General features: G+C 59.9%; 26 protein-coding genes. All 26 read left to right on the top strand.

The window, feature by feature from the left end; translation table 11 throughout:
• Positions 1-18: 18 nt before the first annotated feature.
• The 26 genes from UB90_RS05025 to UB90_RS05150 all read left to right on the top strand — a co-directional run bounded on the left by UB90_RS05025 (position 19) and on the right by UB90_RS05150 (position 25,756).
• Positions 19-645, top strand: coding sequence for a hypothetical protein (locus tag UB90_RS05025; protein WP_065331893.1), 627 nt, complete (start codon positions 19-21; stop codon positions 643-645).
• Positions 642-1,295 (top strand): hypothetical protein, encoded by a 654-nt coding sequence (locus UB90_RS05030; RefSeq protein ID WP_009178021.1) that lies wholly within the window; start codon positions 642-644, stop codon positions 1,293-1,295. The genes UB90_RS05025 and UB90_RS05030 overlap by 4 nt, the downstream gene beginning before the upstream one ends.
• 195 nt (positions 1,296-1,490) lie before the next feature.
• Positions 1,491-2,075, top strand: coding sequence for a hypothetical protein (locus UB90_RS05035; RefSeq protein ID WP_065331894.1), 585 nt, complete (start codon positions 1,491-1,493; stop codon positions 2,073-2,075).
• Positions 2,072-2,803, top strand: a complete 732-nt coding sequence (locus UB90_RS05040) for a hypothetical protein (protein WP_065331895.1) — start codon at positions 2,072-2,074, stop codon at positions 2,801-2,803. Before UB90_RS05035 ends, UB90_RS05040 begins: the two co-directional genes overlap by 4 nt.
• 228 nt (positions 2,804-3,031) lie before the next feature.
• The gene (locus tag UB90_RS05045; RefSeq protein WP_074712527.1) at positions 3,032-5,611 is read left to right on the top strand and encodes an RNA-binding domain-containing protein; all 2,580 of its coding nucleotides are present in this window, start codon (positions 3,032-3,034) and stop codon (positions 5,609-5,611) included.
• Between the two features lie 253 nt (positions 5,612-5,864).
• Positions 5,865-6,227 (top strand): HNH endonuclease signature motif containing protein, encoded by a 363-nt coding sequence (locus tag UB90_RS05050; protein ID WP_065331897.1) that lies wholly within the window; start codon positions 5,865-5,867, stop codon positions 6,225-6,227.
• Positions 6,228-6,361: 134 nt separating this feature from the next.
• Entirely contained in the window at positions 6,362-6,841 is a 480-nt protein-coding gene (locus tag UB90_RS05055) for a P27 family phage terminase small subunit (RefSeq protein WP_039983245.1), read from the top strand.
• Positions 6,838-8,673, top strand: coding sequence for a terminase large subunit (locus UB90_RS05060; protein ID WP_065331898.1), 1,836 nt, complete (start codon positions 6,838-6,840; stop codon positions 8,671-8,673). The genes UB90_RS05055 and UB90_RS05060 overlap by 4 nt, the downstream gene beginning before the upstream one ends.
• Positions 8,673-9,965: a phage portal protein gene (locus tag UB90_RS05065; RefSeq protein WP_081285525.1), complete on the top strand. Its 1,293-nt coding sequence runs from the start codon at positions 8,673-8,675 to the stop codon at positions 9,963-9,965. Before UB90_RS05060 ends, UB90_RS05065 begins: the two co-directional genes overlap by 1 nt.
• A gap of 11 nt (positions 9,966-9,976) precedes the next feature.
• Positions 9,977-10,570, top strand: coding sequence for an HK97 family phage prohead protease (locus UB90_RS05070; RefSeq protein ID WP_009177939.1), 594 nt, complete (start codon positions 9,977-9,979; stop codon positions 10,568-10,570).
• An 85-nt stretch (positions 10,571-10,655) separates the two neighbouring features.
• Positions 10,656-11,939, top strand: a complete 1,284-nt coding sequence (locus tag UB90_RS05075; RefSeq protein WP_065331917.1) for a phage major capsid protein — start codon at positions 10,656-10,658, stop codon at positions 11,937-11,939.
• Positions 11,940-11,948: 9 nt separating this feature from the next.
• The gene (locus UB90_RS05080; RefSeq protein WP_235859283.1) at positions 11,949-12,515 is read left to right on the top strand and encodes a head-tail connector protein; all 567 of its coding nucleotides are present in this window, start codon (positions 11,949-11,951) and stop codon (positions 12,513-12,515) included.
• A complete protein-coding gene (locus tag UB90_RS05085; protein ID WP_065331900.1) occupies positions 12,515-12,850 on the top strand; it encodes a head-tail adaptor protein in 336 nt (111 codons plus the stop codon). The genes UB90_RS05080 and UB90_RS05085 overlap by 1 nt, the downstream gene beginning before the upstream one ends.
• Entirely contained in the window at positions 12,850-13,323 is a 474-nt protein-coding gene (locus UB90_RS05090) for an HK97-gp10 family putative phage morphogenesis protein (protein WP_065331901.1), read from the top strand. The genes UB90_RS05085 and UB90_RS05090 overlap by 1 nt, the downstream gene beginning before the upstream one ends.
• A complete protein-coding gene (locus tag UB90_RS05095) occupies positions 13,320-13,682 on the top strand; it encodes a DUF3168 domain-containing protein (RefSeq protein ID WP_081285527.1) in 363 nt (120 codons plus the stop codon). The genes UB90_RS05090 and UB90_RS05095 overlap by 4 nt, the downstream gene beginning before the upstream one ends.
• Positions 13,683-13,730: 48 nt before the next feature.
• Positions 13,731-14,174 carry a phage tail protein gene (locus tag UB90_RS05100; RefSeq protein ID WP_065331903.1) on the top strand — a complete coding sequence of 148 codons (444 nt, stop codon included), beginning with the start codon at positions 13,731-13,733 and terminating at the stop codon, positions 14,172-14,174.
• A gap of 3 nt (positions 14,175-14,177) precedes the next feature.
• Positions 14,178-14,546, top strand: coding sequence for a hypothetical protein (locus UB90_RS05105; protein WP_065331904.1), 369 nt, complete (start codon positions 14,178-14,180; stop codon positions 14,544-14,546).
• Between the two features lie 38 nt (positions 14,547-14,584).
• Positions 14,585-14,863 (top strand): hypothetical protein, encoded by a 279-nt coding sequence (locus UB90_RS05110; RefSeq protein WP_065321323.1) that lies wholly within the window; start codon positions 14,585-14,587, stop codon positions 14,861-14,863.
• Positions 14,864-19,678, top strand: a complete 4,815-nt coding sequence (locus tag UB90_RS05115) for a YhgE/Pip domain-containing protein (RefSeq protein ID WP_065331905.1) — start codon at positions 14,864-14,866, stop codon at positions 19,676-19,678. It abuts the gene before it with no gap.
• Entirely contained in the window at positions 19,678-20,583 is a 906-nt protein-coding gene (locus UB90_RS05120; RefSeq protein WP_065331906.1) for a hypothetical protein, read from the top strand. The genes UB90_RS05115 and UB90_RS05120 overlap by 1 nt, the downstream gene beginning before the upstream one ends.
• A gap of 12 nt (positions 20,584-20,595) precedes the next feature.
• Positions 20,596-22,356: a tail fiber domain-containing protein gene (locus UB90_RS05125; protein ID WP_065331907.1), complete on the top strand. Its 1,761-nt coding sequence runs from the start codon at positions 20,596-20,598 to the stop codon at positions 22,354-22,356.
• Positions 22,357-22,365: 9 nt separating this feature from the next.
• Positions 22,366-22,692, top strand: a complete 327-nt coding sequence (locus tag UB90_RS05130) for a hypothetical protein (protein WP_046002836.1) — start codon at positions 22,366-22,368, stop codon at positions 22,690-22,692.
• A gap of 62 nt (positions 22,693-22,754) precedes the next feature.
• Positions 22,755-23,477 carry a lysozyme gene (locus UB90_RS05135; RefSeq protein WP_065331918.1) on the top strand — a complete coding sequence of 241 codons (723 nt, stop codon included), beginning with the start codon at positions 22,755-22,757 and terminating at the stop codon, positions 23,475-23,477.
• Positions 23,474-23,749, top strand: a complete 276-nt coding sequence (locus tag UB90_RS05140) for a hypothetical protein (RefSeq protein ID WP_065331908.1) — start codon at positions 23,474-23,476, stop codon at positions 23,747-23,749. Before UB90_RS05135 ends, UB90_RS05140 begins: the two co-directional genes overlap by 4 nt.
• Positions 23,750-24,074: 325 nt before the next feature.
• Entirely contained in the window at positions 24,075-25,109 is a 1,035-nt protein-coding gene (locus UB90_RS05145; RefSeq protein ID WP_157888759.1) for a DUF4123 domain-containing protein, read from the top strand.
• Between the two features lie 2 nt (positions 25,110-25,111).
• On the top strand, positions 25,112-25,756 hold the full coding sequence (locus UB90_RS05150; RefSeq protein WP_065331910.1) for a hypothetical protein: 645 nt from the start codon (positions 25,112-25,114) through the stop codon (positions 25,754-25,756).
• Position 25,757: the final 1 nt, after the last annotated feature.

A 25,757-nucleotide genomic window follows, 5' to 3' on the forward strand; every position in this document is an offset into this window, starting at 1 on the left:
GCGCAACAGGGGGCCGCTATGGCGCTTGATCCAGTTCGAGATGCGCGCGGCGCACCGCGCTACCGCTGCATTTGCGATGATTGCGGGCGCGAGGACACGGTCGCGGCCCGCCATGGGCGGGATGGCAGCGACGGGCACGGCCAGGCGGTGTCAAAAATTCAACGGTTGGGGTGGTCCTACATCGGCAAACGGCTGCGGTGCGGCACCTGTGAGGCAAAAAGAAAGGTGGAGAAAATGGCAGCAAAAACAGAGCAGAAAACACCTGCCGAAACGGCCCCGCGTGAACCGACGCGGGTGCAAAAGCGCGAGATCATGGAAATCCTAAGCGAGGTCTATGATCATGATCGGCAGTGCTACTGCGGTGGCGAAACTGATGACACGGTGGCCAAGGTGCTGAATGTCATGCCGGGCTGGGTCGCGGGCATTCGGGATGAGTTCTTTGGGCCGGGTGGCAGCAATGACGACATGGCCGCCCTTGGCGATGAAATCCGCAAGTTCATGCAGGACACGCAGGCGCGCCTGACCGCTGCGAAATTGGAGGTGGAGAGCCTTGAGGCTGTCATCTCTCGCGTGTCCTCGATGTCCAAGACGCTGGATCAGATCAAAGATGCCGTTGGGCCGCGTAACCTGGTGAGGGTCAAATGACACAGGTTGCGCAGGTCAAACTGGTGGAGGCCTCAGATCTGCCGGAATACCCGATCTCAGCAGAAAGCCGGTTGGACTCGCATTACTTCATGCCGTTCAACCATGATCGCTATGACCGCAGCGACTTCCGGCGCAAGGCTTACCGTGACCCGGAAGTCGGCTTTTTTGGTATGGAGCTGTTCTTCAAATCGCATGGTGAGGCCCCCTTAGGGACCTTACCCAGCGACGATGACAGTCTGGCGTTTCTGCTGGGGTTGCCGTTGGAGCGGTGGATCTCGCTGAAAGAGCGGGCATTCAACCCGCTTTATAACTGGCACCCGGTGCGCTGTGACAATGGCGCAATTCGCCTGGCGCATCCTGTGGTGCAAGAGGTGATGGAGGCCGCGCTGCGCGGTCATCTGGAGCACAAGGCCAGCAATGAAGACAAGGCGGTCTATGCACGGCGCAAACGGCTGATCGAGGTTCTGCGCGACATCGGCTGCAGCGAGGATCTGTGTTCCGATGAGCTGGCCGTGGCGTGGGTGGATGACTGGCTGCTCAAACACCACCCCGGTCAACGGCGCATGCCGCAGTTCCAAGCCTCCATCGGACGTGCCCTCAAAGAGGCAGTCTCTGAGGGCATTGTGGGTCGCCCGCGCCGCGCTCCCTGAAATCATTGAAGAAATCCGGCCACCTGTGGGCGGAACAGAACGGAACATACCAGAACAGTTCCGAACAGAATGGAACAGTTCCAGACATAAGAGAGGAAATGAAATGAGAGAATATGAAATGAGATTTCGTTCCGCTCCCACTCGGGCCGAGCAGCCTGTGGATATGTCGGAACGCTGAGAAGAAGAGGTGCAGGAATGAATACGAAAGAACAGGCAGCCGGTGAGGCGCGAGTGCAGGATTTGTTGATCACGCCGCTGGAGGCGTTGGGACTGGCACGGCCTTCCACGCTGACCAAGGCGCAGTTTGCGGTGATGCTCCGTGAGCTGCGTCAGAAGCTGGCGTATATGACCCCGGCAAACCTTGCGATCTTGCGGGATTGGGTTGAGGCGCACCCGGGCGGTAAGGATAAGGACAGGTTCCCCATTGGGCTCAAGATCCTGAACAAGGCGCGCGATATCCAGTTCCCGGACAGCGGGCCTTCGCCGTTGTTGTTGAAGGCCTTTACAGACGAACTTGGACATAAGGCACTTGCTGAGGGCTGGGCACCGGAGTTGCTGCGTTACCTGCGCGGTGCGCGCGTTTGGCCAGGGCCATACACAATCACCCAGATCCGCAATGAGGCGGATGGGGCTGTGCGCCGGATGGCGGATATCGAGATGCGCGCTGGCCGTGGGGATCGGTTGTCGATGGAGGATGAGAGCTTTCGCGCGCGGCGGTCTGAAGCGCTGCAGAAATGCCGGGAGATTGCAGACCAGGCGCAGCGGGGTGCAGCAGCATGAGTGAGCATGTTGTGATCGTGGCATCTGATGGCGTGGCAGATCTGACCCCGGTGGCAAAGTTCATGGCAGCGCGCCAGCTGCGCCTGCAGGCGGATGCGGAACGTATAGAAGCCGTGAAAGTGCAGGGTTATGTGCCCGAGGTCTGCGGTGACGCCATCCCCGAGGCACCAGCCCGGGGAGCAATCCGCGTGTTCCAGCCGATGAGCCTGTTTCCTGACGGCAAAGACGACTGGGTCGCCCGCCCTTCAGGCTATCGTAGCCGGTCGGCGATGCAGCGGGCGGATGTCTTCGACGTGATGACAGCAAAGGCGGCCAGCAACGGCAAGCCCGCGCCTTTCACCCGTGCGCAGGTGGCCGCAGGACGGTATTACCGGGATCTGGTGGAGCGTCACGCTTGTGCCGGTATCCGGTGTTCTTCTGTTGAGGCACTCCGCAGCGGCGGTGGTGGCAGTGGCAGCTTCATCGATGCAGTGCTGCGGGAACGCAAAGAGATCGAGCGCATCCAAAGGCGCATCGGCACAGGCACTGCCATGGCTGTGCGCAAGATCAGACCTTCAAAACGGGGCTCATGCGTGAACATCACGGATCAGCATCTGGTGGATATGGTGTGCCTGGAGGACAAGCCGATCAGCGCGGTGCTGCGGGCGCATGGGTGGAGTGTCCGAGGGCAGACGGTCGGGGCGTTGCGGCAGGCTTTGGCTGAGGTGTTGGAGCGGATGGTTCGTTGACGACGATATGCAGCGGTGGCTGTCCGTTGAGCCACGCAACTTGAATTGGACAATCAAGTTGGTCCCGCTGGTTGTCCAGTGTGATTGTATCGAGCTATATTGTAATCGTTAGCTGGGTTCGATTGTTTCTGGGCCTGATCGGCCCAGTGGTGAAGTCATGATCATGGTTGTCGGGCTCAAATCCCTTAGTTACGTTGTTGTTGCGAAATCAAAAATTGGTGTATCTCTGTGCAGACTGATCGTATTAAATCCGACCTATTTCAACTAATCAAAAACACAGATATTGGCGGAGAGGTTATTAGATCTCTCTTTCCCGATGGAAGCCCACTCGCGTTCGAGACTGAACTATGGGACTTTAAAAGAAAACCTCCTGTACTAGGTGAGAAACCGGGCGCCAGTGCAAGGGAGGTTCATAAATTAGAAATTCATGAACTTATTAAAGATATCGTCTCGTTTCACAACTCATATGGTGGCTATATTGTCTTTGGCGTCGAGGATGCCGGTCATGATCGTGTCATAGGGTGTGATCACACCCTTGATTTAGGCGATATCTCGAAGCGAATTAAGTCGCATACCGGGGCAGATATACAGCTCTATCAAAATACCCTAAAAGTGGAGGGGAGAAGAGTTCTAATACTCTTAGTTCCTAGGAGGCGTAGAGCGGAAGACCCTGTAAAATTTATAAAGCACGCCCCTGCAAGTGAAGCAAAAAAACCAGCATACCAAAAAGGTTCAACTTACATTCGAAAATTTGATGAATGTCGGCCTGCAGAAAACTCACCCGAAGACTGGGCATTTCTTTTTTCTGAGCGCACTTTTTCTCCAAAAACTCAAGAATTTAGCGAAGAAATTATTCCATCAAATCTCCCGCCCCGCGATCCTGACATGGTTAAGTTCGTAGGAAGAGACCAAGAGCTTTGCTCACTTAGGTCTTGGATCACAGACAAGCGAAGCCCAGTGAAGTTGATTTCTGGGATTGGTGGCTTGGGCAAGACATCTGTCGCATATCATTTTTGCGAAGAGTTGGCGTCTGCGGGAGCCGGGGACTTTGAATATATTGCATGGGTTTCAGCAAAAAAAACAACCTATGCAGCTCTGCGCGGCGATATGGTTAAGACCACCCGTCATGATTTCTCCACGGTGAAGGAGTTACTTGAAAGGTTAATTGTGTTATTGGCGGGCCAGAGCTCAATTGGAGATGACACGGATGAAGATGAATACCCGGACATTCTAGTTGAGGCGTTGACTTACAGACCATCTTTTGTGGTCGTTGATGACTTAGATAGCCTATCACCGGAAAAGCAAAGAGAATGCGCAGCAGTTATGCAAGAAATTGGGTTTCGGACTGTGGATAGGGAGCATGCTGGAAGTAAATTTCTTCTAACTTCTCGGCTTGACCAAGGTTTGTCTCCCACATCCGTTGTGAAGATTGCTGGCCTGGATGAAGAAGCGTTTTATCTCCACATTGACAATCTGTGCGATCAATTTGGATTGCAGAAATTTCAGCCTCGCCTCTCAAAAAAAGTATTTTCGACTTCTTCTGGCTCACCACTTTTTGCCAGCGCCATTGTCAGGATGGCCAGCTTGGGCGAAAATCCAAAAGAGATATGTGAGAAATGGGCTTCCCACGACGGAGAGGACGTGAGGGAGTTTGCGTTCAAGAGAGAATTGGATCGTCTTTCCACTGGTAGCGCTTCTGTTTTATTTGCAGCTGTAAAATTAGGAGAGGTCAGTTCGGATGAGCTTCTTGAGGCTCTCGAGATCTCAAGGAAATCGCTATCTGACCACATAAACGAGTTGCAATCATTCCACTTGCTTGGAAAGAAGGAAAATGATCAGGGTGATGTAGTTCTCTCGACCTCAAAAGAACTTATTATTTCTGCAGGGATTCTAAAGAAAAAACTTGGAAATAGGGCTCAAGATGTTGAACGGCGTTGTGCGATTATTCGTCAGAACCAAGGTGATGCTACGCGTGAGGTTGGGCGTAGTATTCGAAAAATACTGCGATGTCTGGATGAAGGTGAACCTGAGCAAGCGTTAATATTGGCTGATAGGCTCGCCAAGCGAAATCCAAAGAATGGTGATGCTTGGTGTATTCTTGCGCGAGCGTACCTTAGTGTGAAACCATCGAATTATCAAAATGCTGATGATGCTTGCACTAATGCGTTGAGGTTCTCTTGTGGGCGAAATGAGCTTTTTGATTATGTTGTGGAGTCAAAAAAAGGAATTGGAGATTGGCAAGGATTGAAGTCATTTACTGACGGGAGGAGATTTAAATCCACGAGCAAAGATCCAAACTTAGAATCTTACCTTTTGGCTGTTTACAAACTGATAGACCTTGCCATTGCGAGAGGGAGCCATCATGAAGCTTCAAAACATGCGATGGATGGGGTTTATAAAATATCAGATAAGATTCAAAACAGTCCGCTGGCTCCTGATTTCTTCGGTAAACTTATGCGTGATCAAAACAAGCTCGCTGATTATGCAATGAATAGCCGGAAAATGTCTGTAGAACGTCCTAGAGATCAACTAAATGTTGCGGATTTAGGTTTCGATCTTATTGACCTGAATATTCAAACAAGAGGAGTGGTTACCTCAATTTGCAATGGTTTAACAATTTGGTCTGAAGAGGTGAAAAAGAAGAAAGTTCTCGACGAGGCGGAATCTGACATCATTGCGAATAACATTAGAAAGCTAGAACGTTTATCAGTCCTTCTTCAGACTAGCAAACGGGATATTGAGCCCGACCTTCAATTGGTCGCCTCGGCGCAGAGACAGCTCGGTTTTGTGGGGGCCTCTTTTTCCTAGATTACTTCATAATATTCCAAGTAAGATCTGTTGAGATTATCAGATCATCGCGTATTGAACCTAAATTCCCGCATGGGTGGACCGATTGGGTTAATTTATAGAGCCGAAGGTTTCTTGCTATGAAAATCTTCGTCACAGTTTAACTGCTTTACCCCCCTTGACGCAGTTGTCACCGGCATGCCAGTAAATATGCATCATCAACAACTGCGCCCACGGGAAACCGTCGGGCGCTTTTGCGTTCCGGGGGTATGGTATGACGGCACGGAGCGAGTATCACCATTTGTACAACCTGTCGGCGTGGCGGCGGCGGCTGCGGCCTGAGCATCTGGCGCGGGAGCCGCTGTGCCGGGCGTGTCTGCGGCGGGGGATCTTGAACGATGGTTCGCTGACCGCGTCGGGCACACGACAGGGTAACCCAAAGCGCTGCCGCCTGGTGGTGGATCATGTGATCCCACACCGGGGTGATCCGGCGCTGTTTCTGGATCCGGACAATCTGCAGACGCTGTGCCCGGATGATCATGATCAGAACAAACAACGGCTGGAGGCGCGCGGGTTCTCGGAAGAGCGCGGCGCGGATGGCTGGCCGGTAGATCCACAGCACCCCGCCAACCGCTGACGCAGCGGAGCGAATGCCCCGGGGGGAGGGTTCGAAGGAATTCCGGAAGCACTGGCAACCGGAGGGGGAGCCTTTGTCTGTGCAAAGTGGAAATTGAATAGAAAAAGCCACATGAACAAGGAGTTGATCGGGATATGCGAGGGCGCAGACCGGCAGAGGAAAAAGTGGTGGCCCTCGCGGAAGAGGGTGCGCCGCTTCACAATCTGGAAGAGCGGGCGCGGATGCGCCTGGAGGAGATCCGGCCCGAGGGGCTGACCGGTGAGCTGCGCTGGACCTTTGACCGGCTGGCGCTGCCGCTGTGTCACCCGACGGTGGATCGGTTGAAGCCCAGCAATGTGATGATGTTCAAACAGCTCTGCAAAGCGGTGCTGCGGTTTGAACGTCTGGAGCTCGAGCTCGAGGAAACCGGCGAGACCTATGAGAGCGAGACGCGCAACGGGGTGCAGATCAAGGCGCGGCCCGAAGTGGCGCAGCTCAATGAGACCTTCCGCCAGATCCGCGGGCTGGCCAATGACTTTGGCATGACGCCGGCGGCGGAGCGGGGTCTGTCGGGCGCGGGGCAGATGGGGTTTAGCTTTGCCGATCCCAATGGGCCCGAGAGCTATCTGACGTGAGCGCGTCTTCCGCGCGGGTCTCGGCCAGTGAGGATCCGGTGACAGCCTGGGCGCAAGCGGTTGAGGCCGGTGAGGTTGTGGCCGGGCCTTACGTGCGGGCGGCAGCAGATCGGCATCTGCGCGATCTTGTGGAGGGGCCCAAACGCGGGCTCAAATGGGATCTGGCGGCAGCGCTGCGGGCGATCCGCTTCTTTCCGCAGGTGCTGCGGCTCAATGGCGGGCAGTTCGAGGGGCGGCCTTTTGAGCTGCACCCAAGCCAAGCGTTCCGCATCGGCTCGCTCTTTGGCTGGCAAAAATACAGCGCCCAGCACGGGGCGTGGCTCCGGCGGTTCACGCGGTTTTACGATGAGGAAGGCAAGGGCAACGGCAAATCGCCGATGCTGGGCGGCATTGGCCTTTACATGATGGTGGCTGATGGCGAGCCGCGGGCCGAGATCTATGCGGCGGCGGCCAAGAAAGACCAGGCGGGGATCCTGTTCCAGGATGCGGTGGCGATGGTGGATCAATCGCCGGTGCTGAAGCGGACGGTGCAGCAGCAGGGCGAGAACCCCGTCTGGCAGATGACCTACCGGGGGCGCGGGGGCGACAAGCGCAAGTTCAAACCGCTCTCGGCGGAAAAGGCGCAATCGGGCCCGCGTCCCCATTGTGCGCTCACCGATGAGGTGCATGAGCATCCCAACCGGGATGTGATCGATATGCTGGAGCGGGGCTTTAAGTTCCGCAAACAGCCGCTGTTGTGCATGGCCACCAACTCCGGCACCGACAAAAAATCGATCTGCTGGGAGGAGCACCAGCACGGCGTCAATGTGGTGACCGGCGCGGTCGAGGATGACAGCACATTCGCCTTCATCTGTTCTTTGGATGAGGGCGATGATTGGGAGAATGACCCGAGCTGCTGGGTAAAAGTGAACCCGCTTTTGGGGGTCACCATCGATGAGGAATATCTCACTAAGGTGGTGAACCAGGCCAAGATGATGCCGGGCAAGCGCAACGGCATTGCGCGGCTGCATTTTTGCCAGTGGACGCAATCGGTGACGGCGGCGATCCGGCGCGAGGCCTGGATGGCCTGTCATGGCGAGGTGGATCCCGAAGAGCTGACCGCGCAGGGCTATCCCTGTTTTGGCGGGTTGGATCTGAGCCAGGTGCGCGACTTCTCGGCACTGACCCTCACCTGGGTGCTCGATGCCACCAAGGATGCCGAGCACCTGGTCTCCAAGAGCTGGTTCTGGACACCGGAAGGCACGCTGATGGAGCGGGCGGCGCGCGATCAGGCGCCCTATGATCTCTGGGTGCGGCAGGGGTTCATCGAGGCGGTGCCGGGGGATCGGCTTAAATACCCCTGGTTGGCCGACGCGCTGGCAGATCTCACCTCCCGCTATCAGCCGGAGGTGATTGCCTGCGATCAGTACGGCTTGGAGCGGCTCAAAGACAGTCTGGCGGAAAAAGGCCTGGTGCTGCCCACCGAGGTGCATCCGCAGGGCTTTCAGAAGCGGGTGCTGGAGAAGGTGCCGGATCCCACCAATCCGGGGCAAGAGGTGGAGATCTATCTGTGGATGCCGGATTCCATCAACAAGCTGGAAAACGCCATCTATGACGGTCGCCAGACCGTGGCGCAGAACCCGCTCCTGGACAGTATGGCGGCCTCGGTGACTTACGCGGAGAACCGCACCGGGCACCGGATGTTTGACAAGGAAAAGGCCCATGGTCGCATCGACGGCATGGTCTCGCTGGCGATGTCGGCGGGGATTGCGCTGTGCCGCGAGCGGGCGGGCAAGGAACACTCGCCCTGGGGCGATGATGAGTATTCTCTGGAGGATATGCTGTGGGATTGATGGGGTGGCGCAGGCGCGCGGCGACTGAGGGCGCAGGCCTGCCAGAACAGCGCGCCGAGGTGGTGGACAGTGGTGAGGCGGCGATTGCGCAGGTGCTCTCCGGTGAGGTGGGCGAAGGGGTGAGCATGCGCGAGGCGCTGTCGCTGCCCGGGGTCTGGGCGGCGATCAACTTCCTGTCGGCGGCCATGGCCGGTCTACCCATCGAGGTCTTTGAGGCCACGAATGATGAGGGCGGCGACAAGAAGCTCAAAGGCGGTGTGGTGGATGTGCTGGGCGCGGCGGTGAATGACAGCACCACGTCGTTCAGCTGGCGCGAGACCTTCTTTGCCGAGGTCTTTGGCCCCGGGCGCGCCTATACCTACATCGAGCGCAACGCGCAGGGACGTGTGATCAACCTGTTTCCGATGGAGTATCACCGCACCACGGTGCGCAAGGATCAGGGGCGGCTCTATTATGACTACCGCGAGCCTTCCGGGCGGGTGAAGACCTACCCGGGCCGGGATGTGATCGACATCGCCTTTTTGCTCAAACCGGATCATGTGAGCAGCCACAACCCGGTGATGACCTGCGCCAGCGCCATCCGCCAGGGCCTAAATGCCAATCGCTATGCGCTGACGGTCTTTGGCAAAAACGGCGTGCCGCCCTATGTGCTGACGGGCCCATTCCAGGCCGCCAAGGAAATGATGCGCTCAGCGGCGGATCTGATGCGGGTGACGCGGCGGGCAGCGGATGAGGGCAAGCCGGTGCTGCCGCTGCCAGCGGGGCATGAGCTGAAGCGGCTCGGCGATGATCCGGAGAAGATGCAGCTCACCCCGGTGCAGGTCTTTGCGGTGGGGCAAGTGGCGCGGATCTATCAGCTGCCACCGGTGTTCCTGCAGGAACTCAGCAAGGGCAATTACAACAATATCGAGCATCAGGATCTTCACCTGGTCAAACACACGCTGCGGCGCTGGGTGAAGAAGTTCGAACAGGAGCTGACGCTGAAGATCTTCGGGCGCGGCTCCAAGCGCTATGTCAAACTGAACCTCGACGGCATGATGCGGGGCGACTTCAAGACCCGCATCGAGGCGATTGTCAAAGCGATCCAGAACGGCTTGATGACCCCCAATGAAGGGCGCGCGCTGGAAAACCGCGCGCCGCTGCCCGGGGGCGATGTGCTTTTGGTACAGGGCGCAACCGTGCCGATTGAGCTGGCGGGCAAGGCCTTTGCCAAGGGCGCGGTTGCACCAGAGCCAGATGACGATGCCGATCCTGACGATCAGGACGACAACGCGGACACCAACACAAACTAACGGAGGCTTGGATGAGCGATCCAACACGCGAGGTGCGCTATTGCGCCGTCGCGCCCATTGAGCTGCGCGAAGACACAGACAAACCGCTGGCGGTCACGGGCTATGCGGCGGTGTTTGGCGAGCGCACCGCCATCGGCCCGCTGGATAAATGGGGCTGGGAAGAGGTGGTGGAGGCCGGGGCCTTCAGCGCCGCGCTGGACCGGCGCGATGATGTGACCTTTTTGATTGACCATGAAGGCCTGCCGCTGGCGCGCACCAGCTCCGGCACGCTGATGCTGTCGCAGGATCAGCGCGGCTTGCGGGTGGAGACGGAGCTGGACCGGCAGGATCCGGATGTGCAGCGGATCCTGCCCAAGATGCGACGCGGCGATCTCTCCAAGATGAGCTTTGCCTTTATCGCCGAGAAAGAGACCTGGGATGAGAGCGGCGCGCATCCGCTGCGCAGCATCGGCTCGGTGCGGCTCTTCGATGTCTCGATTGTGACCGACCCTGCCTATCAGGGCACAGAGATTGGCCTTCGCTCCAAAGCGGCGGCTCTTGGCGGCAGCGCGCTCTGCGTGCGCCGCCGGATGCAGATGCGCGGGCGTCTGTCGGGGCTGCGCTGATCGGCGCTTTGTCCTGCCCTTTTCCATGCCGCGCCTTGGGCAAGCGCAGACCACCACATCCATCACCACATCCAATGAGGATATCATGAGCAAGATCAAAGAACTGCGCGAGAACGCACAGAAACTTCTCACCGAGGCCACCAGCCTGCGCGATGGGATCACCGACAAAACACCATTGGAAGAGGCGCGCGCCGCCAATGACAAGTTCGACGCGATGATGGATCAATACGACGGTCTCATCAAAGAGGCCGAGCGCGAAGAGCGGGCGGCAAAAGCACAGCGCGAGGCCGAAGAACGCCGCGAGCAGGAAGAGCGTGCAGAGCGCGAAAGCCGCCGTCCGGGTCAGGACGAGACCCGCCATCAGCCCGACGCGGATGTGAGCGAAGAATACCGCGAGGCCTTCCGGCTTTACCTGGCCACCGGGGCGGATCTGTCGGAGCTGGACCGTGAAGCGCGCGCGGCCCTGCGCCGGGGCTATCGCGAAGACCGGGCGCAAAACGCAGGCACCGGCGCGCAGGGTGGCTTTTTGGTGCCCACCACTCTGGCGGGCTTTATCAATGTGGCCGCGGCCGCCCATGGCCCGATGATGGATGGGCAGATTGCCACGGAGATCAACCTCGCCAATGGCGCGCCCTTTGATCTGCCCACGGTGGATGACACCACCCAAGAGGCCAAACCCCACGCGGAGGGCGATGAGGGCAAGGACGACGACAGCGGTGACATTGCACTCGGCAAGACCACATTGCTGGCCTATGCGCTGGCGACGCCCTGGATCAAATGGTCCTTTGAGCTGGCGCAGGATTCCGCCTTTGGCTTTGAACCACTTCTGGGCAAGCTGATCGGCGAGCGGATCGGGCGCAAGGGCAATGCCTGGCTGACCACCGGCAGCGGCAACAATGAGCCTCTGGGCTTTGTGACCGGCGCGCCGGTGGGCCATGTGGCGGCTGCTACAGATGCGCTCACCTTTGATGAGATCCTCGATCTGGAGCACTCGGTGGACCCGGCCTATCGCGGCGGGCCCAAGGTGCGCTACCAGATGCATGACCAGTCGGTGAAGGCGCTGCGCAAGCTCAAGGATGGCAATGGCCGCTATCTGTGGTCCGATGGCGATGTCACCAAGGGCGTGCCTGCCACGCTCAATGGGCGGCCTGTGTCATTTAACCAGGCGATGGCACAGATCGGTGCGGGCACCAAACCCATCGCTTACGGTGACTTCTCGGAATATTACGTGCGCAAAGTGGGCAATCCGCTCCTTGGCGTGGCGCGCGAGAAGTTCTTCCCCAACCTCGCCATCATGGGCGTGCATCGCATCGATGGGGCCCCGGCGCAGACCAAGGCCATCAAGGTCCTACAGATGAAAGCGGCCTGAGCCATGGCGATGGAGCGTCTTACCCCACCGGCAGAGGTGCCGGTGGATCTCGCCCAACTGCGCGCGCATCTGCGGCTGGAAGAGGGCGAAGAGGATGGCCACCTGCAGCATTGTCTGGATGTGGCGGTGGCACAGTTTGACGGTGACGATGGCGAGCTGGGCCTCGCGCTGGTGCATCAGGTCTGGCAGCAGAGCTTTCCCCATGTGCCCGGAGCAGGTGGATCGGTGGAGTTGATGCTGGGCCCGGTGGCCTCGGTGGATCAGATCGAGGTCTATACGCCTGCAGGAACTTGGGAGGTCGTGACCGCACCTGAGCTCTTTGAGCTCGGCGGGCGGTTCTATGTCCAGACGCGCAACTGGCCCCGCCCGGGGCGCTGCCCGCTGCCGCTCAAGATCCGCTTTACTGCAGGCTTTGGCACAGCTGCCGATGTGCCAAAACCCATCTGTCATGCCATCCTCTTGTTTGCCGCGCATCTTTATCAGGCGCGGTCTCCGGTGGTCATGGAGGGCAAACCGGCAGAGGTGCCCCTGTCGATCGCGCATCTGGTGGCCCCCTATAAAAGCTGGTGGCGGTGATGAGCATCACGGAACGGAATCGCCGCATTCTCTTTCTTGAGGCACGGCGCGAAGAGAATGATGCGGGCGAAGAAGAGGTCACCGGCTGGGACACGCTGTTTTATCGCTGGGCGGCCTATGAGCCGGTGAGCGATGGCGAGCGGCTCCGGGCGGCGGCGGTGGAACAGCTCAGCGATGCACGGTTCCGGGTGCTGTGGTCGGGGCCCATGGTACAGATCACCGGCGCGCATCGGCTGCGGTTTGACGGTGCGGATTGGCAGATCACCGGCCTCAAACAGCGCGGCTTTAAAGGAGAGATCGAGATCACCGCCTGGAAGATTCCGGAGGTGTCTTGATGGCCGTCAAAATGCGCATCAAGGGCGCGGGCGACATTGAGCGCGCGCTGGCAGCACTGCCGCGTGGCACCGCCAAAGGGGTGATGCGGCGCGCCATGAAGAAGAGCCTCAAACCGGCGGCACAGATGGCGGAGGCGGCCTCGCCCTTTGCCATTGCGGTGACCGCCAAGCTGACCGCCCGCCAGGCGCGTGAGGCGCGCGGAGATCGAGGGCGCAGCAAGGTGGTGCTCTATGTGGGACCGGTTGAGCCAGATGGCGGTGATGCCCCGCATGCGCATCTTTATGAGTTTGGCACCGGCCCCCGCGTGCAAAGCTCCACTCGACGCGCCACCGGGTCGATGCCCGCGCGGCCTTTCCTGCGCCCGGCTTGGGACGCCAGCCAAGCCATGATGCTGGCGACACTCAAACGCGAGGTTTGGGCGGAGATCGAGAAAAGCCTGGAGCGCGCCCGGCGCAAGGCAGCGCGCGCATGAGTATGGAGCGCGAGGTGAGAGAGGCCCTCAAACCTCTGGGACATCCGGTGGTCTGGGGCGCGTTTGACAGAGATGTGGGCTTTCCCCGCATCAGCCTGCAGCGGATCTCCACAGTAACGCGCTACTCGCTCCGGGGGCGCGCGGATCTCGAGACCGCGCGGGTGCAGGTGAACATTGCCGCCAAGACCTATGGCGCGTTGCTGAGCCTTGGCCGCGAGGTCTCAACCACGCTCACCACCTATCGCGGCGGATCGGTGATCCGCATCAAAGAGCTGACCCGGCGGGATTCCCATGTGGAGACCGGCGGTGATGTGATCCGGCTGCAAATGCTGGATGTGCAGGTGCGCTACCGCGCCTGATGTGGCCGGGCAACCGGCGCTTTCCACTACTTTATGAAAGGACGAGCCATGGCAGAGAATGTCATCGCAGGCGATCTGGCGGATATTGAATGGTCCCCGGATGGAGAAGAGGCGACATTTGTCGTCATCAAGGGCTGTAAAACCGTGGGCATCCCCGAGGAAAACCCGGAATACCGGGACCGCACCTCGCTGGATAGCCCCGGTCGGTCGCGTGAATGGGGCGTGGGCCTCACCGACACCAGCGAGCTCACGCTGAGCTGCTTTTATTCCTCCGAACTCTATGAGCAGGCGGCGGCCTATAAGGCGGCAGGCAAGCCCGTGTTCTTCCGGGTGAAGCTGCCGCAGATGGAGGGTCAGGCCACCACGGGGGATGTCTTTGCCTACAAAGCCTTCGTGAACCCGTCGGTGCCGTCGGTCGACCATGAGGGCGACCTGATGACCGATCTCAAACTGCGCCCCACCGGGCTCATCAGCTGGACCAAAGGGAGCTAAGGGATGATTGCGGCAGCAACACTGAAGCAGGGCAAAAGCACCCACAAACTGCGCTTCACCACCGGCGCGCTGATGCGCTTTGAAGAAGACAATAATGGCACAGCCTTTGATGTGCTCCTGGATGATCTGATTCAGGGCAAAGGCGGTGTGCGCCTGTTGATCTCGGCACTGGCGGCGGGGCTGGAGGATGGCGCAGGCGTCAGCCGCGAAGAGGCAATTGCGCTGGTCGATGCGGCGGGTGGTGCGCGGCAGGTGGTGCCCTTTGTGGGCGACGCCATCGCCAAAGCCTTCCCACCCCCAAAGGGTGATGCACCCGGCACCGGTGATGGGGAGGCGACAGCGGGAAAGGCCCGCCCCCCGGCGGGGGCGTAGACTGGAGCGCGCTTTATGCGTCGTGGTGTGAGCTGGGCTTGCACCACGCCAGCTTTGAGGGCGTGACCTTCAAGGAATACGATCTCATCACCCGGGCGCGGATCCGGGCCAAGGATGCGCAGGTGGAAGCGCGCCGGGTGCTCAATCAAGAGCTGGGCGTGCTGGTGAGCCACGCTTTCCACAATCCCAAAAAGATGCCGGATTTTACCAAAGCCTCGGCCCCAAAGGGCCAAGGCAGCCGCGATCCTGCGCATGAGCTGGCCGCTCTGCGCGCAGGCCTGATGAATATGCACTTCCAAAGCAAGAAAGGGCCTTAGATGTCCGCAGTAATTGGCGCGCTGCGCGGCGTGCTCTCGATGGATTCCGCAGCCTTTGAGACGGGCGCAAAGCGGGCCAAGGCCACCATGGGCACGGTGGAGCGGCGCATGGTGCGCCTGGCGGGGCATATGGAGCGCGCCGGGCGTCGCATGGCGCTTGGCCTCACCCTGCCCATGGCCGGGGCGGCCGCGGTGGCCATCCGCTCCAGCCTGCAGATCGTGGATGCGCAAGCCAAGATGGCGCAATCGCTGGGCACCACGGTGGCCTCGATGCAGGTTCTGGAGCGCGCCGCAGATCTCTCCGGGGTCTCCATGGGCGAGATGCAACAGGCCACATTGCAGCTCACCAAACGTCTGAGCCAGGCGGCGGGCGGCAGCGGGGCTGCGGCCAAGGCGCTGGGGCGGCTTAAACTAAGTGCTGCGGAGCTGCAGGCACTGCCACTCGATCAGCGCCTGTCAAAGATCCAATCGGCATTGGCGGAGTATGTGCCAGAGGCCGAGCGCGCGGCAGTGGCCTCGGATCTCTTTGGCAGCCGGGCGGGGTTGATCTTCACCCGCGTCGATGGGGCCGCCCTGCGCACCGCAGCGCAGGATGTGAGCCGCTTTGGTGTGGCAATCTCCGAGGTGGATGCGGATCAGATCGAGCTCACCAATGACGCGCTGTCGCGCATGAGCCTTGCCGGGCGGGGTCTGGCCAATCAGGTGACGGTGGCGCTGGCCCCGGCGCTGCAATCGCTGAGTGACCGCGCCGCAGATCTGGCGAGCTGGTTCAATGGGCTGTCCGATGGCACCAAACGCATCATTGCCACCACCGGTTTGATTGCCGGAGCGGTGGGCCCGGCGGCGCTGGCGCTGGGGTTGATGTTGAAGATCTCCGCCCCGCTGGCGGTGGCGATGGGGGCTGTGGTCTCCACGGTGGCCCTGGCCCCGCTGCGCTTTGCGGCGGCGGCCAAATCGGCCATTGCGCTGGAAATCGCCCTTGGGGCCACCTCGACCAAGGCGGCAGTGGCGAGCCTTGCAATAAAAGGCCTGCAGCGCGGGTTACTGCTGTTGCGCGGTGCGGTGATTGCCACCGGCATTGGCGCGCTGGTGGTGGGGGCTGGCTATCTGGCGATGAAGTTCCACCAGTTGGTGGTGGCCACCGGCGGCTGGGGGGCGGCGCTCAGAGCGCTTGGCACTCTGGCGGTGGGCGTCTGGGAGGGGATCAAAACCAGCGCGGCGGCGATTAAACCCTCGCTGGCCGCAATCTGGTCGCAGGTGCAGGCGGGCTTTACCCGCATGCTGCAGGATCTGTCGCTAAATTGGGGCAACTTCTTATGGACGCTCTCGCAAGGCATGCGGGGTCTCCCCGGATTGTCCGAGGTGCAGCAGAGTTTGCGCAATGCCTCGGATCAGGCCATCGACAAGGTGATGGAGCTGGATCTTGCGGCCAGCTCTTTTGAGGGGCGCGTGATCCGGTTGCGCAAAGAGGCTGCAGGCCAGCTCACGGCGGGGTTTGAGAAAGCCGGGGCGGCCATGCGCAACCTCTCTGGCCAGATGACCAGCGCCAATGACGCCATTGAGGCGGGAGATGACAGCGCAGATGCGCTGGCCAATACGCTGAACACTTTGGATGAGGCGCTGGATGATGGATCCGGCGGCGGTGTGGCGGGCAGCCTGCAGACCACCACTGAGGCCGCGGGGGATCTGAGTTCTGAGCTGGAGGGGCCGCTCTCAACGGCAGTGGATGGCGTGGCGCGCTCCTTTGGCGATTGGATCGCCGATGGTCTGCGCGACTTCCGCTCCATGTGGGATGGGATCAAACAGGCCGCCAAACGCGGGCTGGCGGATCTGGCCGCAAGCTTTGCCAAGAACCAGATCCGCATTGCGCTGGGGCTGTCGCTCACAGGGGCCGGATCGGCCGCGCAGGCGGCGGGCGGCCTGCTGGGTGGTGGCCTCTTTGGGGGTGGCGCTGGCGGTGGCGGCGGTCTTCTGTCGGGGCTTCTGGGCAAAGGTCTGGGTGGATTGTTTGGCGGCGGGGGTGCCTTGGGTGGCATTGCCTCAGGTCTGGGCGGGGTGTTCTCCGGTGGCGGGCTTGGCTCGAGCTTTGCCAATCTCGGTGGGTTGCTTTCGGGGTCCGTCGGGGGCTTTGGTGCGCTTGGGGCCGCCCTGCCTGCGGTGGGCATTGTGCTGGGCGGTGTGGCGCTTCTCAAAAAGGCCTTTGGCCGCAAATATAAACACTCCGGCATCCGCGGCTCTTTTGGGGCCACGGGCTTTGAGGGCAGCGCCTTTGACTTTTACAAAGGCGGCTGGTTCCGCAGCAACAAGACCAAGTATCGCGGTCTGGATCCGGAGCTGGACCGCGCCCTTGATCTGCAGTTTGGCTCCTTGCGCGACCACCTCAAGGACATGGGCGGCTCTCTCGGTCTTTCCATTGAGGCGCTGAAAGACTTCCGTGGCGCCAGCTTTGAGATCATCACCAATGGCAAAAGCCAGGAGGACATCCAGCGCGAGTTGGCCGCCCATATGGAGAACGCCAGCGATCAGATGGCAGAGCTGCTGTTGGGCACGGAGGAATTTGCCAAGATCGGTGAGAGCGCCACACAAACCCTCTCGCGTCTCTCGGGAAGTCTGACCCGCGTCAATGACGCCATGGATCTGTTGGGCCGGGCCGAGTTTGATGTCTCGCTTGAGGGGGCCGATCTGGCCTCTGATCTTCTTGAGGCCTTTGGTGGCTCTGATGCCTTCTCGGTGGCGATCTCCAGCTATTTTAGCGGCTTTTACACGGAGGCGGAGCGCAGCGAGGTCTTGATGCGCCGCCTGCAGGAAGAGTTCGAAGCGCTCGGCATTGCCATGCCCAGCTCGCGCGATGGCTTTCGCGCCCTGGTGGAAAGTCTCGATCTGACCACGGAGGGCGGCCAGGCGCTTTATGCGGATCTGCTGCGCCTGTCGGGCGCGCTTGGCGATGTGCTGCCCAAGGTCGGGGCCTTCACCGCAGAACTGGCGGGGCTGGCGCAAGAGATCGGCGGCGAGATTGGGGTGCAGATCGAGGCCGCACAGCAGATGGTGACCGAGGCGCGCGATGCGGCTCAGGCTTGGCGGCGCACCGCAGAGAGCCTGCGCGGCTTTGTGGCGGATCTGGTCAACACAGAGCTCACGGCGGCCAGCGGTGGGCAGACCGAGGCGATCCTGCGCGCGCGGATGGATGCGGCCTTTGCCAAGGTGCAGGCGGGGGATATGGCGGCGGCGGCAGACCTGCCGGAGTTGGCCCGCGCCTTCCTGCGCCGGGCACGCGAGACGGCCAGCACGGAGCTTGATTATCGCCGCATTGCCGCCGAGGTGCAGGGTCGCCTCGCTTTTGCGGCGGGGATTGCCGAGCTGGAAGCAGGCAATGATGAGGTGCTGGCGGGGCTTTATGAGCAGCAGATCGAGCTTCTCACATCGCTGGGCACCTTCTTGCAGTTGGAAAGCCTCACCGGCGATCAGGTGGCTGAGCTGAGCGAAGGCGTGCAAGAGCTGGCGCAGGATTGGGATGGCACGGTGGCCGCCTTTGAGAGCTCGCTTGCCGCGTTGCAGGATGCCATCGAGAGCGCCGAAGCCTTCAGCTATGAGGATCTGGTGGGCGCGCTTGATGTGGCGGTGACACTGGATGACAGCGCCCCGGACTGGCTGCGCGAGCTGGTCGAACAGGCCGACACCGGCATACGCACCACATTGGACTTCATCATTCGTCGGGATGATCTGACCGCAGCGGATCGCTGGATTGCCACCCATGCGCTCTCGCAGCATGTGGCAACGCTGGATCTGGTGCTGGGATCGGATCTGGATGAGGCCACCCGCACGCTGGCGCTGACCACGGCGGCGGATCTGCGCCGCAGCCTGCGTCTGGATCTGGCGCAGGATCTTGATCCGGACACCCGCGCCCTGGTGCTGACCAAATCCGCCAATCTGTCGCGCCGCATCAATGTGGCGCTGACCGGTGAAGGGGCGGATACGGTGGCGCAGCTCACTGAGATTGCCAATCTCATCGGCAGTGGCGAAGGCAGCGGGCGGCTCACCTTTGGTGGCGGCGTGGTGCTGGAGGCAGATGATGTCTTTGCCGATCTTGTCGACAGCACCGGCGAGCTGGTGGAGCCGATGGAGCGGCTGCGGGGCATGCTGGCGGAGCTGCGCGATGCGGTGGATGCAGATCGCGCAGCACGAGAGGCCGAGCAGCAGCTCGCCAAACTGCAGGCGCAGGGGCGTGGCTTGGCGCTGGGGCTCGAAGATCGCAGCGAGGCCTCGGGCCTTATTGCTCAGATCGCCGCACTTGAGCAGCGCACCGGCGTCTCCCTGCGCCGCAGTGGCAACCGCGATGCAGAGCTGCATGTGGACCCCGAGACCGGTCGCATTCAATATGATGCGGATTGGGTCTCTTATGGGTCAGGCGCGGATCTGGCCGGCTGGAAAAAAGCCTTCTGGGCCGATGGCGGGCTGGAGGATCAGATCGCCGCCTATAACAAGCGCCATGCCAAAAGCAGCAAGGCGCTGGAACAGCTGCGCGCCCAGGTGCGCGAGCTGGGCGGCATTCCGGCCTTTGCCCGCGGCGGCGCGCATCGGGGTGGTGCGCGCATTGTCGGCGAGCGCGGCTGGGAGATCGAGACCACCGGCCCCTCGCGCATTCACAGCCACGCCGAGTCTGTGGCCATGCTGGACAATCGCCCGCTTGCCAAGGGGGTGGAGGAGCTGACCCGCCATGTGGTGGCGCAGGGTCAGGTGGTGCGCATGTTGGTGGATCGCATCGCCACCCATCTGGATGGATGGGATGAGGTGGGGCTGCCGGGGGAGCGGAGCTGATGGACTTCAATATCCTTTCTCCCATGCAAGTCACTGAGGCGGAGCTGGTGTCGTCCAATGTCCCAGAGGACGATCACCCGGAGTGGCAGGTTGAGACCGTCTATGCGGCGGGATCAAGGGTGATCTCCACGCAGACCCATCGAATTTATGAGAGCCTCATCGATGACAACAGCGGGCGGGATCCGCGCATTGACGATGGCAGTGCCTGGCTTGAGCTCAGTGTCACCAACCGCTGGCGCGCCTTTGATCAGAACCGCTCCAACCCGGCGCGGCAGGCCAATGAGATCACCTATTCCATTGTGCCCACGCAGGATTGCGATGCGATCGCGCTTTTTGGCCTCACGGCGGGCAGCCTGCGCATCGAGGTCTGGGATGGGGCGCTGCGGATCTATGATCAGCGCTTTGAGATGGCCGACACCGGCCATGTGGTCAGCGCTTATACCTGGTTCTTTGGCGGTGTGGTCTATGCCCGCCAAAAGGTGGTCAACGGCTTTCCGGGGTATCTCGGGCACCGCATCGACATCACCATCGATGCCAATGGGGCCATGGCCGAGGTGGGTCATATTGTGCTGGGGCGCAACAACCTTTTGGGGCGGGTGTTGAACCTGCCCAGTGTGCGCTTCGTCAGTCACAGCCGCAAAGGCTATGACGACTTTGGCAATGAGATCCTGGTGAAGCGCGGCTCCACCCGCAAGGTGGATCTGTCGCTCCTGGTGCCCACCCATCAGGCGCAGCGGGTCATGGATATCGTGGCCGAGGTCGATGGGTTGGCGACCGCGTTCTATCTCTCTGGCGACGGGCCGGGCTACGGCATCGAGGGGCTTGGGTTTGTGGATGATCACAGCCAGCCCATCGATGTGGCGGGCGAGTCCGTCTTTCCTCTCATCCTTAAAACTCTCAAATAGGAGAATGCCCCTATGAGCATTCCAAGCTTCTCGGCCTTTCCCGAGATCCCCCAGCGCAGCACGCCGGAGGCGGATTTTGACGCCAAGATGTATGCGCTGTTCCAGCACTTCGCGACCACCCACCGCCAGGAGCTACTGGCGTTTATCCAGTTTTTGGAAAACAACGTCACCGCCATCGAGGGCGCGATCAATGGCGTCACTATCGGCCTGACCCATCCGGCAGCCGCCAAGTTCACATCGCTTGCCGCAGACAGCATCAGCGGCGCGGCGGTGCAGGCAAGCCCGGATGACGCCACCGCCGGCCGCTTGATGAAAGTCGGCGCCTTTGGGCTGGGTGGCAATGCGCAGACGCCACCAAACAATGACCTCGATCAGATCGGGGCTGCCGGTGGGCTGTACTATGGCGATGGCGCACAGGCGAATACGCCGCCTCAGTTCGGCAACTCACTGGTGCTGCACATGCCCCGCAATGCAGAGATCTGGACGCAAATTGCAATCAACCGGGGCGCGGGTGACAATCGCATTGTGACACGGCGCAAAACCGGGGCCGGAGCGGCTCCGACGCCGTGGTCAGAGCTGGTCGTGCTGGATGAAAGCGGCAGAACAGCCCAGAATGTCGAGATCAGAAACAGCGGCCCATTCTTAGCCATCACCGACGCTGACACGGGGGTCAAACATACCCTGAGCGGCAACAGCACCGCCGGGCATTTGTACATCAAGACCGATCCTGCGGAAAACATGCCCAATTCCGCCCTGCTGATTGAGACGCAGGGCGTGCGGCAGATGACCGTTTCTAGGAATAATGTTGAGTTCACTGCCCCCATTAAGGGTGAACTAGACTGCTGGGGGCCTGTCCGTGCAGGGGTGGGCGCTGCCGGTGCGAACGCGTTAATGGAGATTGGCCCAGGGCGAACGGCAGACGGGCCGTCATACCTCGATCTGATAGGTGACACTGTATATCACAACTACGGCGCGCGGATTATTCGAAACAGTGGGGAGAATGGTTCCACTACCTTTTCCGCAAGAGGGTCTGGCAACTTCAATATACAATCTGAAGAACCAGCAAACCTAGTGTTGAAAACCGACACAAGAGGTGTGGACAGAGGCGCTGTTATTGACCCCATCGGCAACTTGCGTCCAAGCAGTGATAACGCGCAGTCGTGTGGTTCCGGCTCTTTCCGCTGGTCACAAGTCTATGCCGCATCCGGCACAATCAACACCTCCGACGCGCGCACCAAGACCGACATTCAGGACTTGGACGCAGCTGAGCACCGGGTGGCCATGGTCGCCAAAAGCCTCCTGAAAAAGTACCGCATTCGTGATGCAGTGGCCGAGAAAGGCGACGCGGCTCGCTGGCACTTTGGCGTAATTGCCCAAGAGCTCGCAGCCGCTTTTGAGGCCGAGGGGCTGGATCCCTGGCGATATGGCGTGTTGTGCTGGGATGAATGGTGGTCTGCCGAGGTGGAGATCCCAGCCGAGACCACGCCCATCATGGAAGAGGTGGAGGAAGAGATCACCCACATCGTGATGGTTGAGGAGCCGGTGCTGGATGAGCACGGCGCGCCAACCGGTGAGGTGCAGCAGGTCGAGAAAGAGGTGGTTGAGCGGGTCAAAACGCAAGTTGAGACCGGTGAACTGGAGATCCTCATGGAGGCCCGCACTGAGCTGCAGACCTTCGCCAGCGCCGAGGATGCCCCAGAGGGGGCTGAATATCACAACCGGCAAGGTGTGCGTTACGATGAGCTTTTTGCCTTTATCCTCGCAGCACTCTGAGGCCATTCCATGACCATGATTGAAAACAGCGACCGTGGGATCACCTTAAACAAATCCCTCGCCTGGACCGTGGCCTGTGGTCTTGTGGGCGCAGGGCTTTGGGTGGGCATTCAGGTGGCCACCCTGCGCGGGGAGACCGCTGCCCTCTCGCAGACCATCAACGGGCTGCGGGTGGATCTCACCGCCTCTGAGGCGCGCCAAGCAGCGCTGACCTCACGGGTACGCGCCAATGAGACCGCGCTTGCACGTCAAGATGAGCGCCTGTCGCTGATCCTCTCCACCCTGAACAAGATCGACAACCGGCTTGAGCGCATGGAACGCCTGCCGATCCGCTGATCCCTCCACATTCTGCAACCACCCAAAGCCCGCCTGCGGGCTCTTTTGCCATGGAGATCCCCATGAAACTCACCCCCAATTGGAAAACCACCCTCACCAGCGCCTGGTCGGTGCGGCTGTTGATCCTCGCCGCTGTCATCTCGGTGCTGCCGGTCTTTGTCTCGCTGGTCAGCCCGGATCTTCTGGGCCTCGATCCCCTGGTCTTTGCTGGTATCGCCGCCCTGGTGAATCTCATCGCCATCCCAGCGCGGATCCTGGTGCAGCCAACCTCCGGCCTGTGGCCGGCCTTCCGGCGCGATGAAAGCGGGGCCGTGCGCAAACGCACCATTGGCGTGCTGGCTGGCGGCAGTGTGGCCCTTGCCTCTGCGATCAGTTTCATCGGCCAGTGGGAAGGCCTCAGGACAGAAGCCTACCGCGATGTCATCGGCGTCTGGACCGTCTGTTATGGCGAGACCAAGGGCGTACGCCCCGGTGACAGTTACAGCAAAACTGAATGTGACGCGATGCTGGCCCGCGAGATCATCGCCTATGAGGCGGCGCTGGATCGATGCCTCACCGCTGATGTGCCCACTGGCATGAAGGTGGCTCTGGTGTCCTGGACCTATAATGTCGGCCCCGCTGCCGCCTGCCGCTCCACATTGCTGCGCAAAGCCAATGCGGGCGATCTCACCGGGGCCTGCAATGAGCTGCCCCGCTGGAACCGCGCAGGTGGCCGGGTGATCCGGGGCCTCACCAATCGGCGCATGTCTGAACGCGCCATGTGCTTGAAGGCGCTGAAGGCATGAGGGCGATCACCATAGTCACCGCCTTGGCGCTGATCGCTATGGTCGCTGGCCTTGCCTATCAGCGCGGGGCCTCCGATTGCCGCGCCCAGTATCAGGCCCGCGAGCTCGCGCAGATCGAGCGGGCCAATCAACTGGATCGCGCCCGCATTGCCAGCGAACGCGCCCGCGCCACCCTTGCCAGAACCCTCGAGGAGAAAGCCCATGCGGATCCTGTTGCCGTGCCTCGCTGCCTTGGCCCTCAACGCCTGCGCCGCCTCAACCACCTCCGTTAAAAGCACCGATCCTTGCGCGGAGCCAGTGCTACTGCCGGAGTGGTGGTTGTCTGACAGGGAGGTTGAGCTCCTGTGGGCGCGGGATCGGCGCGCGCTCTTGGACTGTGGCGGGAAGGTCGAGGTGCTGAGTGGGCGGGGGTGATGGCGGAAAGACGCTTAACAAACTCAGTCTTCTGTGGGGGAGATCAAGATGTGTGGGCTTGTTGCCGATACGAGCCTTGAAAATTGTGCGTTAGAGATTTAGTCAGAATTCAGCCCCCGGTTGATCCGGAGGATATGAATATCGCATATGTTACATTGTATTATATAAAACTGGAGCTTCGTGTTGAGGGCGGAAGATGACTTTGATCCTTGGACTCAGTTGCCGCCGCCGGATGATGTCGTTCAGTCAACTTTCAACATAAGTGTTATTGAGGGCGTGCAGCCTCTTGATGCTCAGTTCGGCTTACAAACACCCAAGACTGTACCAGAGGCGCTCTATTCAACGCTATTCGGTGCGAAAGATATTCCGAAGAAGGCTACGCAAACAGCGGATTCGGTCCCGCTGCTGAACACCTACGCAGTCATTGACGCAGCCAAAGTCACGAACCTTGATGAGTGTTTGGAGGCATCCGGTCTGGAGCATAGATGCCTTTTCAAAGGGGCTGCTTACGAAGGCATGAAAGATGTCTCTCCGTGGATTGTGCGACTTGAAGAAGGTAGCTCTTTCACGAGAGATCTTTTTACCTGCTCTGATTCACCGCAACACGTTTGGAAGAAACGGCCAGGCATTTTTATACATTCGCAGGGCTCGCTGACTGAGATCTGGGAGCATCTACGTAGGTTTACCAGAGTGCAAGATGACGCTGGAAAATGGTACTATTTTCGGTTCTGGGAGCCTTATGTTCTTTATGGCCTTGCGGCACATGCGCTTCCAGTTGCCAACCAGATTTGTGCGCCGCTACATTCTGTGTTGGCCCCGCTGGACATGCATACAGCAGGGCACGTCATAAACCTTTCCCCTACAACCAAACGCTCTGAGCGGTGTGTCTTGTTCAAGGAAACACAATCTGTCTTGTCCAAGATCCGCCAACATCAGGTACTTGTTGATATCGCTGAGACGATCCTTTTGGATGGTCAAGTGGCACCGCCATCCCTGGACTGGCCGAAGCAACGTGACAGACTGGTAAACTGGGGTACTCACGCGCGACAAACCTACGGATTGCGCAAGCGCAAGTCACTGCACAGTTATCTAATGATCCGCAATGCCATGCCGCATGCCTTTGATGACCAGGCATTGAGAACAAATGAGATCCTGCTGTCCCAGATGACGGAAGCCGATAAATTGACGATGTTAATCAACTTTTTGAGAACGGTTTGAGAATGACGTTTGCCCGTTTCTTTTCTATCTTAGCCGTCGGCCTGTGCTTGGCGTTTTCAATACAAGCTATGGCGCGCAGCAATAAGCCTGCGACGGTAGTATTTGAAACCGGCGCATGGCGAGCTTGGCCTGTTATCTATCAGTTCACTGTTAATAACGTGACGGTCGGGCTTGTAAATGATGCGCTCAGCAGTGCCGAAGCAGTTCCTCCTACGAACGGAGCGTCTTACGCTGCTACCATTCCTCGTTTGCAAAGCCCGCGTAGCCATATTCTGGAGACAACAATCAATTGGACCGAGTTGTCTACCGGGCGCCATTACACCGCTGATTTCGAGGTCGATGAAGATGCCTATAGTTGGTTCAAGGGCGAAGGCATTCCGTTGTATGTTACGTTTGGGCAACACGGCGCATATACGGTGCGCACCCTATCAAAAGCCCGCGTAACAGAACCCGTCGTAAAAGCGATTGAGCTAGACGATATGGATATTGTTGCAGAAGGCTGTGCTCGGCGAACAGCGACAAAGGCATGGAGCGAGACGCAGCTCAAGACACAGTTGCAACAGGTATTTGGTCATGATGCCGAATTCGTTGAAAAGCATCGGAACGACGCGCTCCCGGAGCCGAGATGTCCTAATCCTGGGAGGTAAG

Origin of the sequence: Tritonibacter mobilis, assembly GCF_001681715.1 — a bacterium.
Taxonomy (GTDB): domain Bacteria; phylum Pseudomonadota; class Alphaproteobacteria; order Rhodobacterales; family Rhodobacteraceae; genus Epibacterium; species Epibacterium mobile.

Coding starts and splice junctions, on each gene's coding strand:
- UB90_RS05025 (WP_065331893.1), top strand. CDS start 19: ATGGCGCTTGATCCAGTTCGAGATGCGCGCGGCGCACCGCGCTACCGC.
- UB90_RS05030 (WP_009178021.1), top strand. CDS start 642: ATGACACAGGTTGCGCAGGTCAAACTGGTGGAGGCCTCAGATCTGCCG.
- UB90_RS05035 (WP_065331894.1), top strand. CDS start 1,491: ATGAATACGAAAGAACAGGCAGCCGGTGAGGCGCGAGTGCAGGATTTG.
- UB90_RS05040 (WP_065331895.1), top strand. CDS start 2,072: ATGAGTGAGCATGTTGTGATCGTGGCATCTGATGGCGTGGCAGATCTG.
- UB90_RS05050 (WP_065331897.1), top strand. CDS start 5,865: ATGACGGCACGGAGCGAGTATCACCATTTGTACAACCTGTCGGCGTGG.
- UB90_RS05055 (WP_039983245.1), top strand. CDS start 6,362: ATGCGAGGGCGCAGACCGGCAGAGGAAAAAGTGGTGGCCCTCGCGGAA.
- UB90_RS05065 (WP_081285525.1), top strand. CDS start 8,673: ATGGGGTGGCGCAGGCGCGCGGCGACTGAGGGCGCAGGCCTGCCAGAA.
- UB90_RS05070 (WP_009177939.1), top strand. CDS start 9,977: ATGAGCGATCCAACACGCGAGGTGCGCTATTGCGCCGTCGCGCCCATT.
- UB90_RS05075 (WP_065331917.1), top strand. CDS start 10,656: ATGAGCAAGATCAAAGAACTGCGCGAGAACGCACAGAAACTTCTCACC.
- UB90_RS05080 (WP_235859283.1), top strand. CDS start 11,949: ATGGAGCGTCTTACCCCACCGGCAGAGGTGCCGGTGGATCTCGCCCAA.
- UB90_RS05085 (WP_065331900.1), top strand. CDS start 12,515: ATGAGCATCACGGAACGGAATCGCCGCATTCTCTTTCTTGAGGCACGG.
- UB90_RS05090 (WP_065331901.1), top strand. CDS start 12,850: ATGGCCGTCAAAATGCGCATCAAGGGCGCGGGCGACATTGAGCGCGCG.
- UB90_RS05095 (WP_081285527.1), top strand. CDS start 13,320: ATGAGTATGGAGCGCGAGGTGAGAGAGGCCCTCAAACCTCTGGGACAT.
- UB90_RS05100 (WP_065331903.1), top strand. CDS start 13,731: ATGGCAGAGAATGTCATCGCAGGCGATCTGGCGGATATTGAATGGTCC.
- UB90_RS05105 (WP_065331904.1), top strand. CDS start 14,178: ATGATTGCGGCAGCAACACTGAAGCAGGGCAAAAGCACCCACAAACTG.
- UB90_RS05115 (WP_065331905.1), top strand. CDS start 14,864: ATGTCCGCAGTAATTGGCGCGCTGCGCGGCGTGCTCTCGATGGATTCC.
- UB90_RS05120 (WP_065331906.1), top strand. CDS start 19,678: ATGGACTTCAATATCCTTTCTCCCATGCAAGTCACTGAGGCGGAGCTG.
- UB90_RS05125 (WP_065331907.1), top strand. CDS start 20,596: ATGAGCATTCCAAGCTTCTCGGCCTTTCCCGAGATCCCCCAGCGCAGC.
- UB90_RS05130 (WP_046002836.1), top strand. CDS start 22,366: ATGACCATGATTGAAAACAGCGACCGTGGGATCACCTTAAACAAATCC.
- UB90_RS05135 (WP_065331918.1), top strand. CDS start 22,755: ATGAAACTCACCCCCAATTGGAAAACCACCCTCACCAGCGCCTGGTCG.
- UB90_RS05140 (WP_065331908.1), top strand. CDS start 23,474: ATGAGGGCGATCACCATAGTCACCGCCTTGGCGCTGATCGCTATGGTC.
- UB90_RS05150 (WP_065331910.1), top strand. CDS start 25,112: ATGACGTTTGCCCGTTTCTTTTCTATCTTAGCCGTCGGCCTGTGCTTG.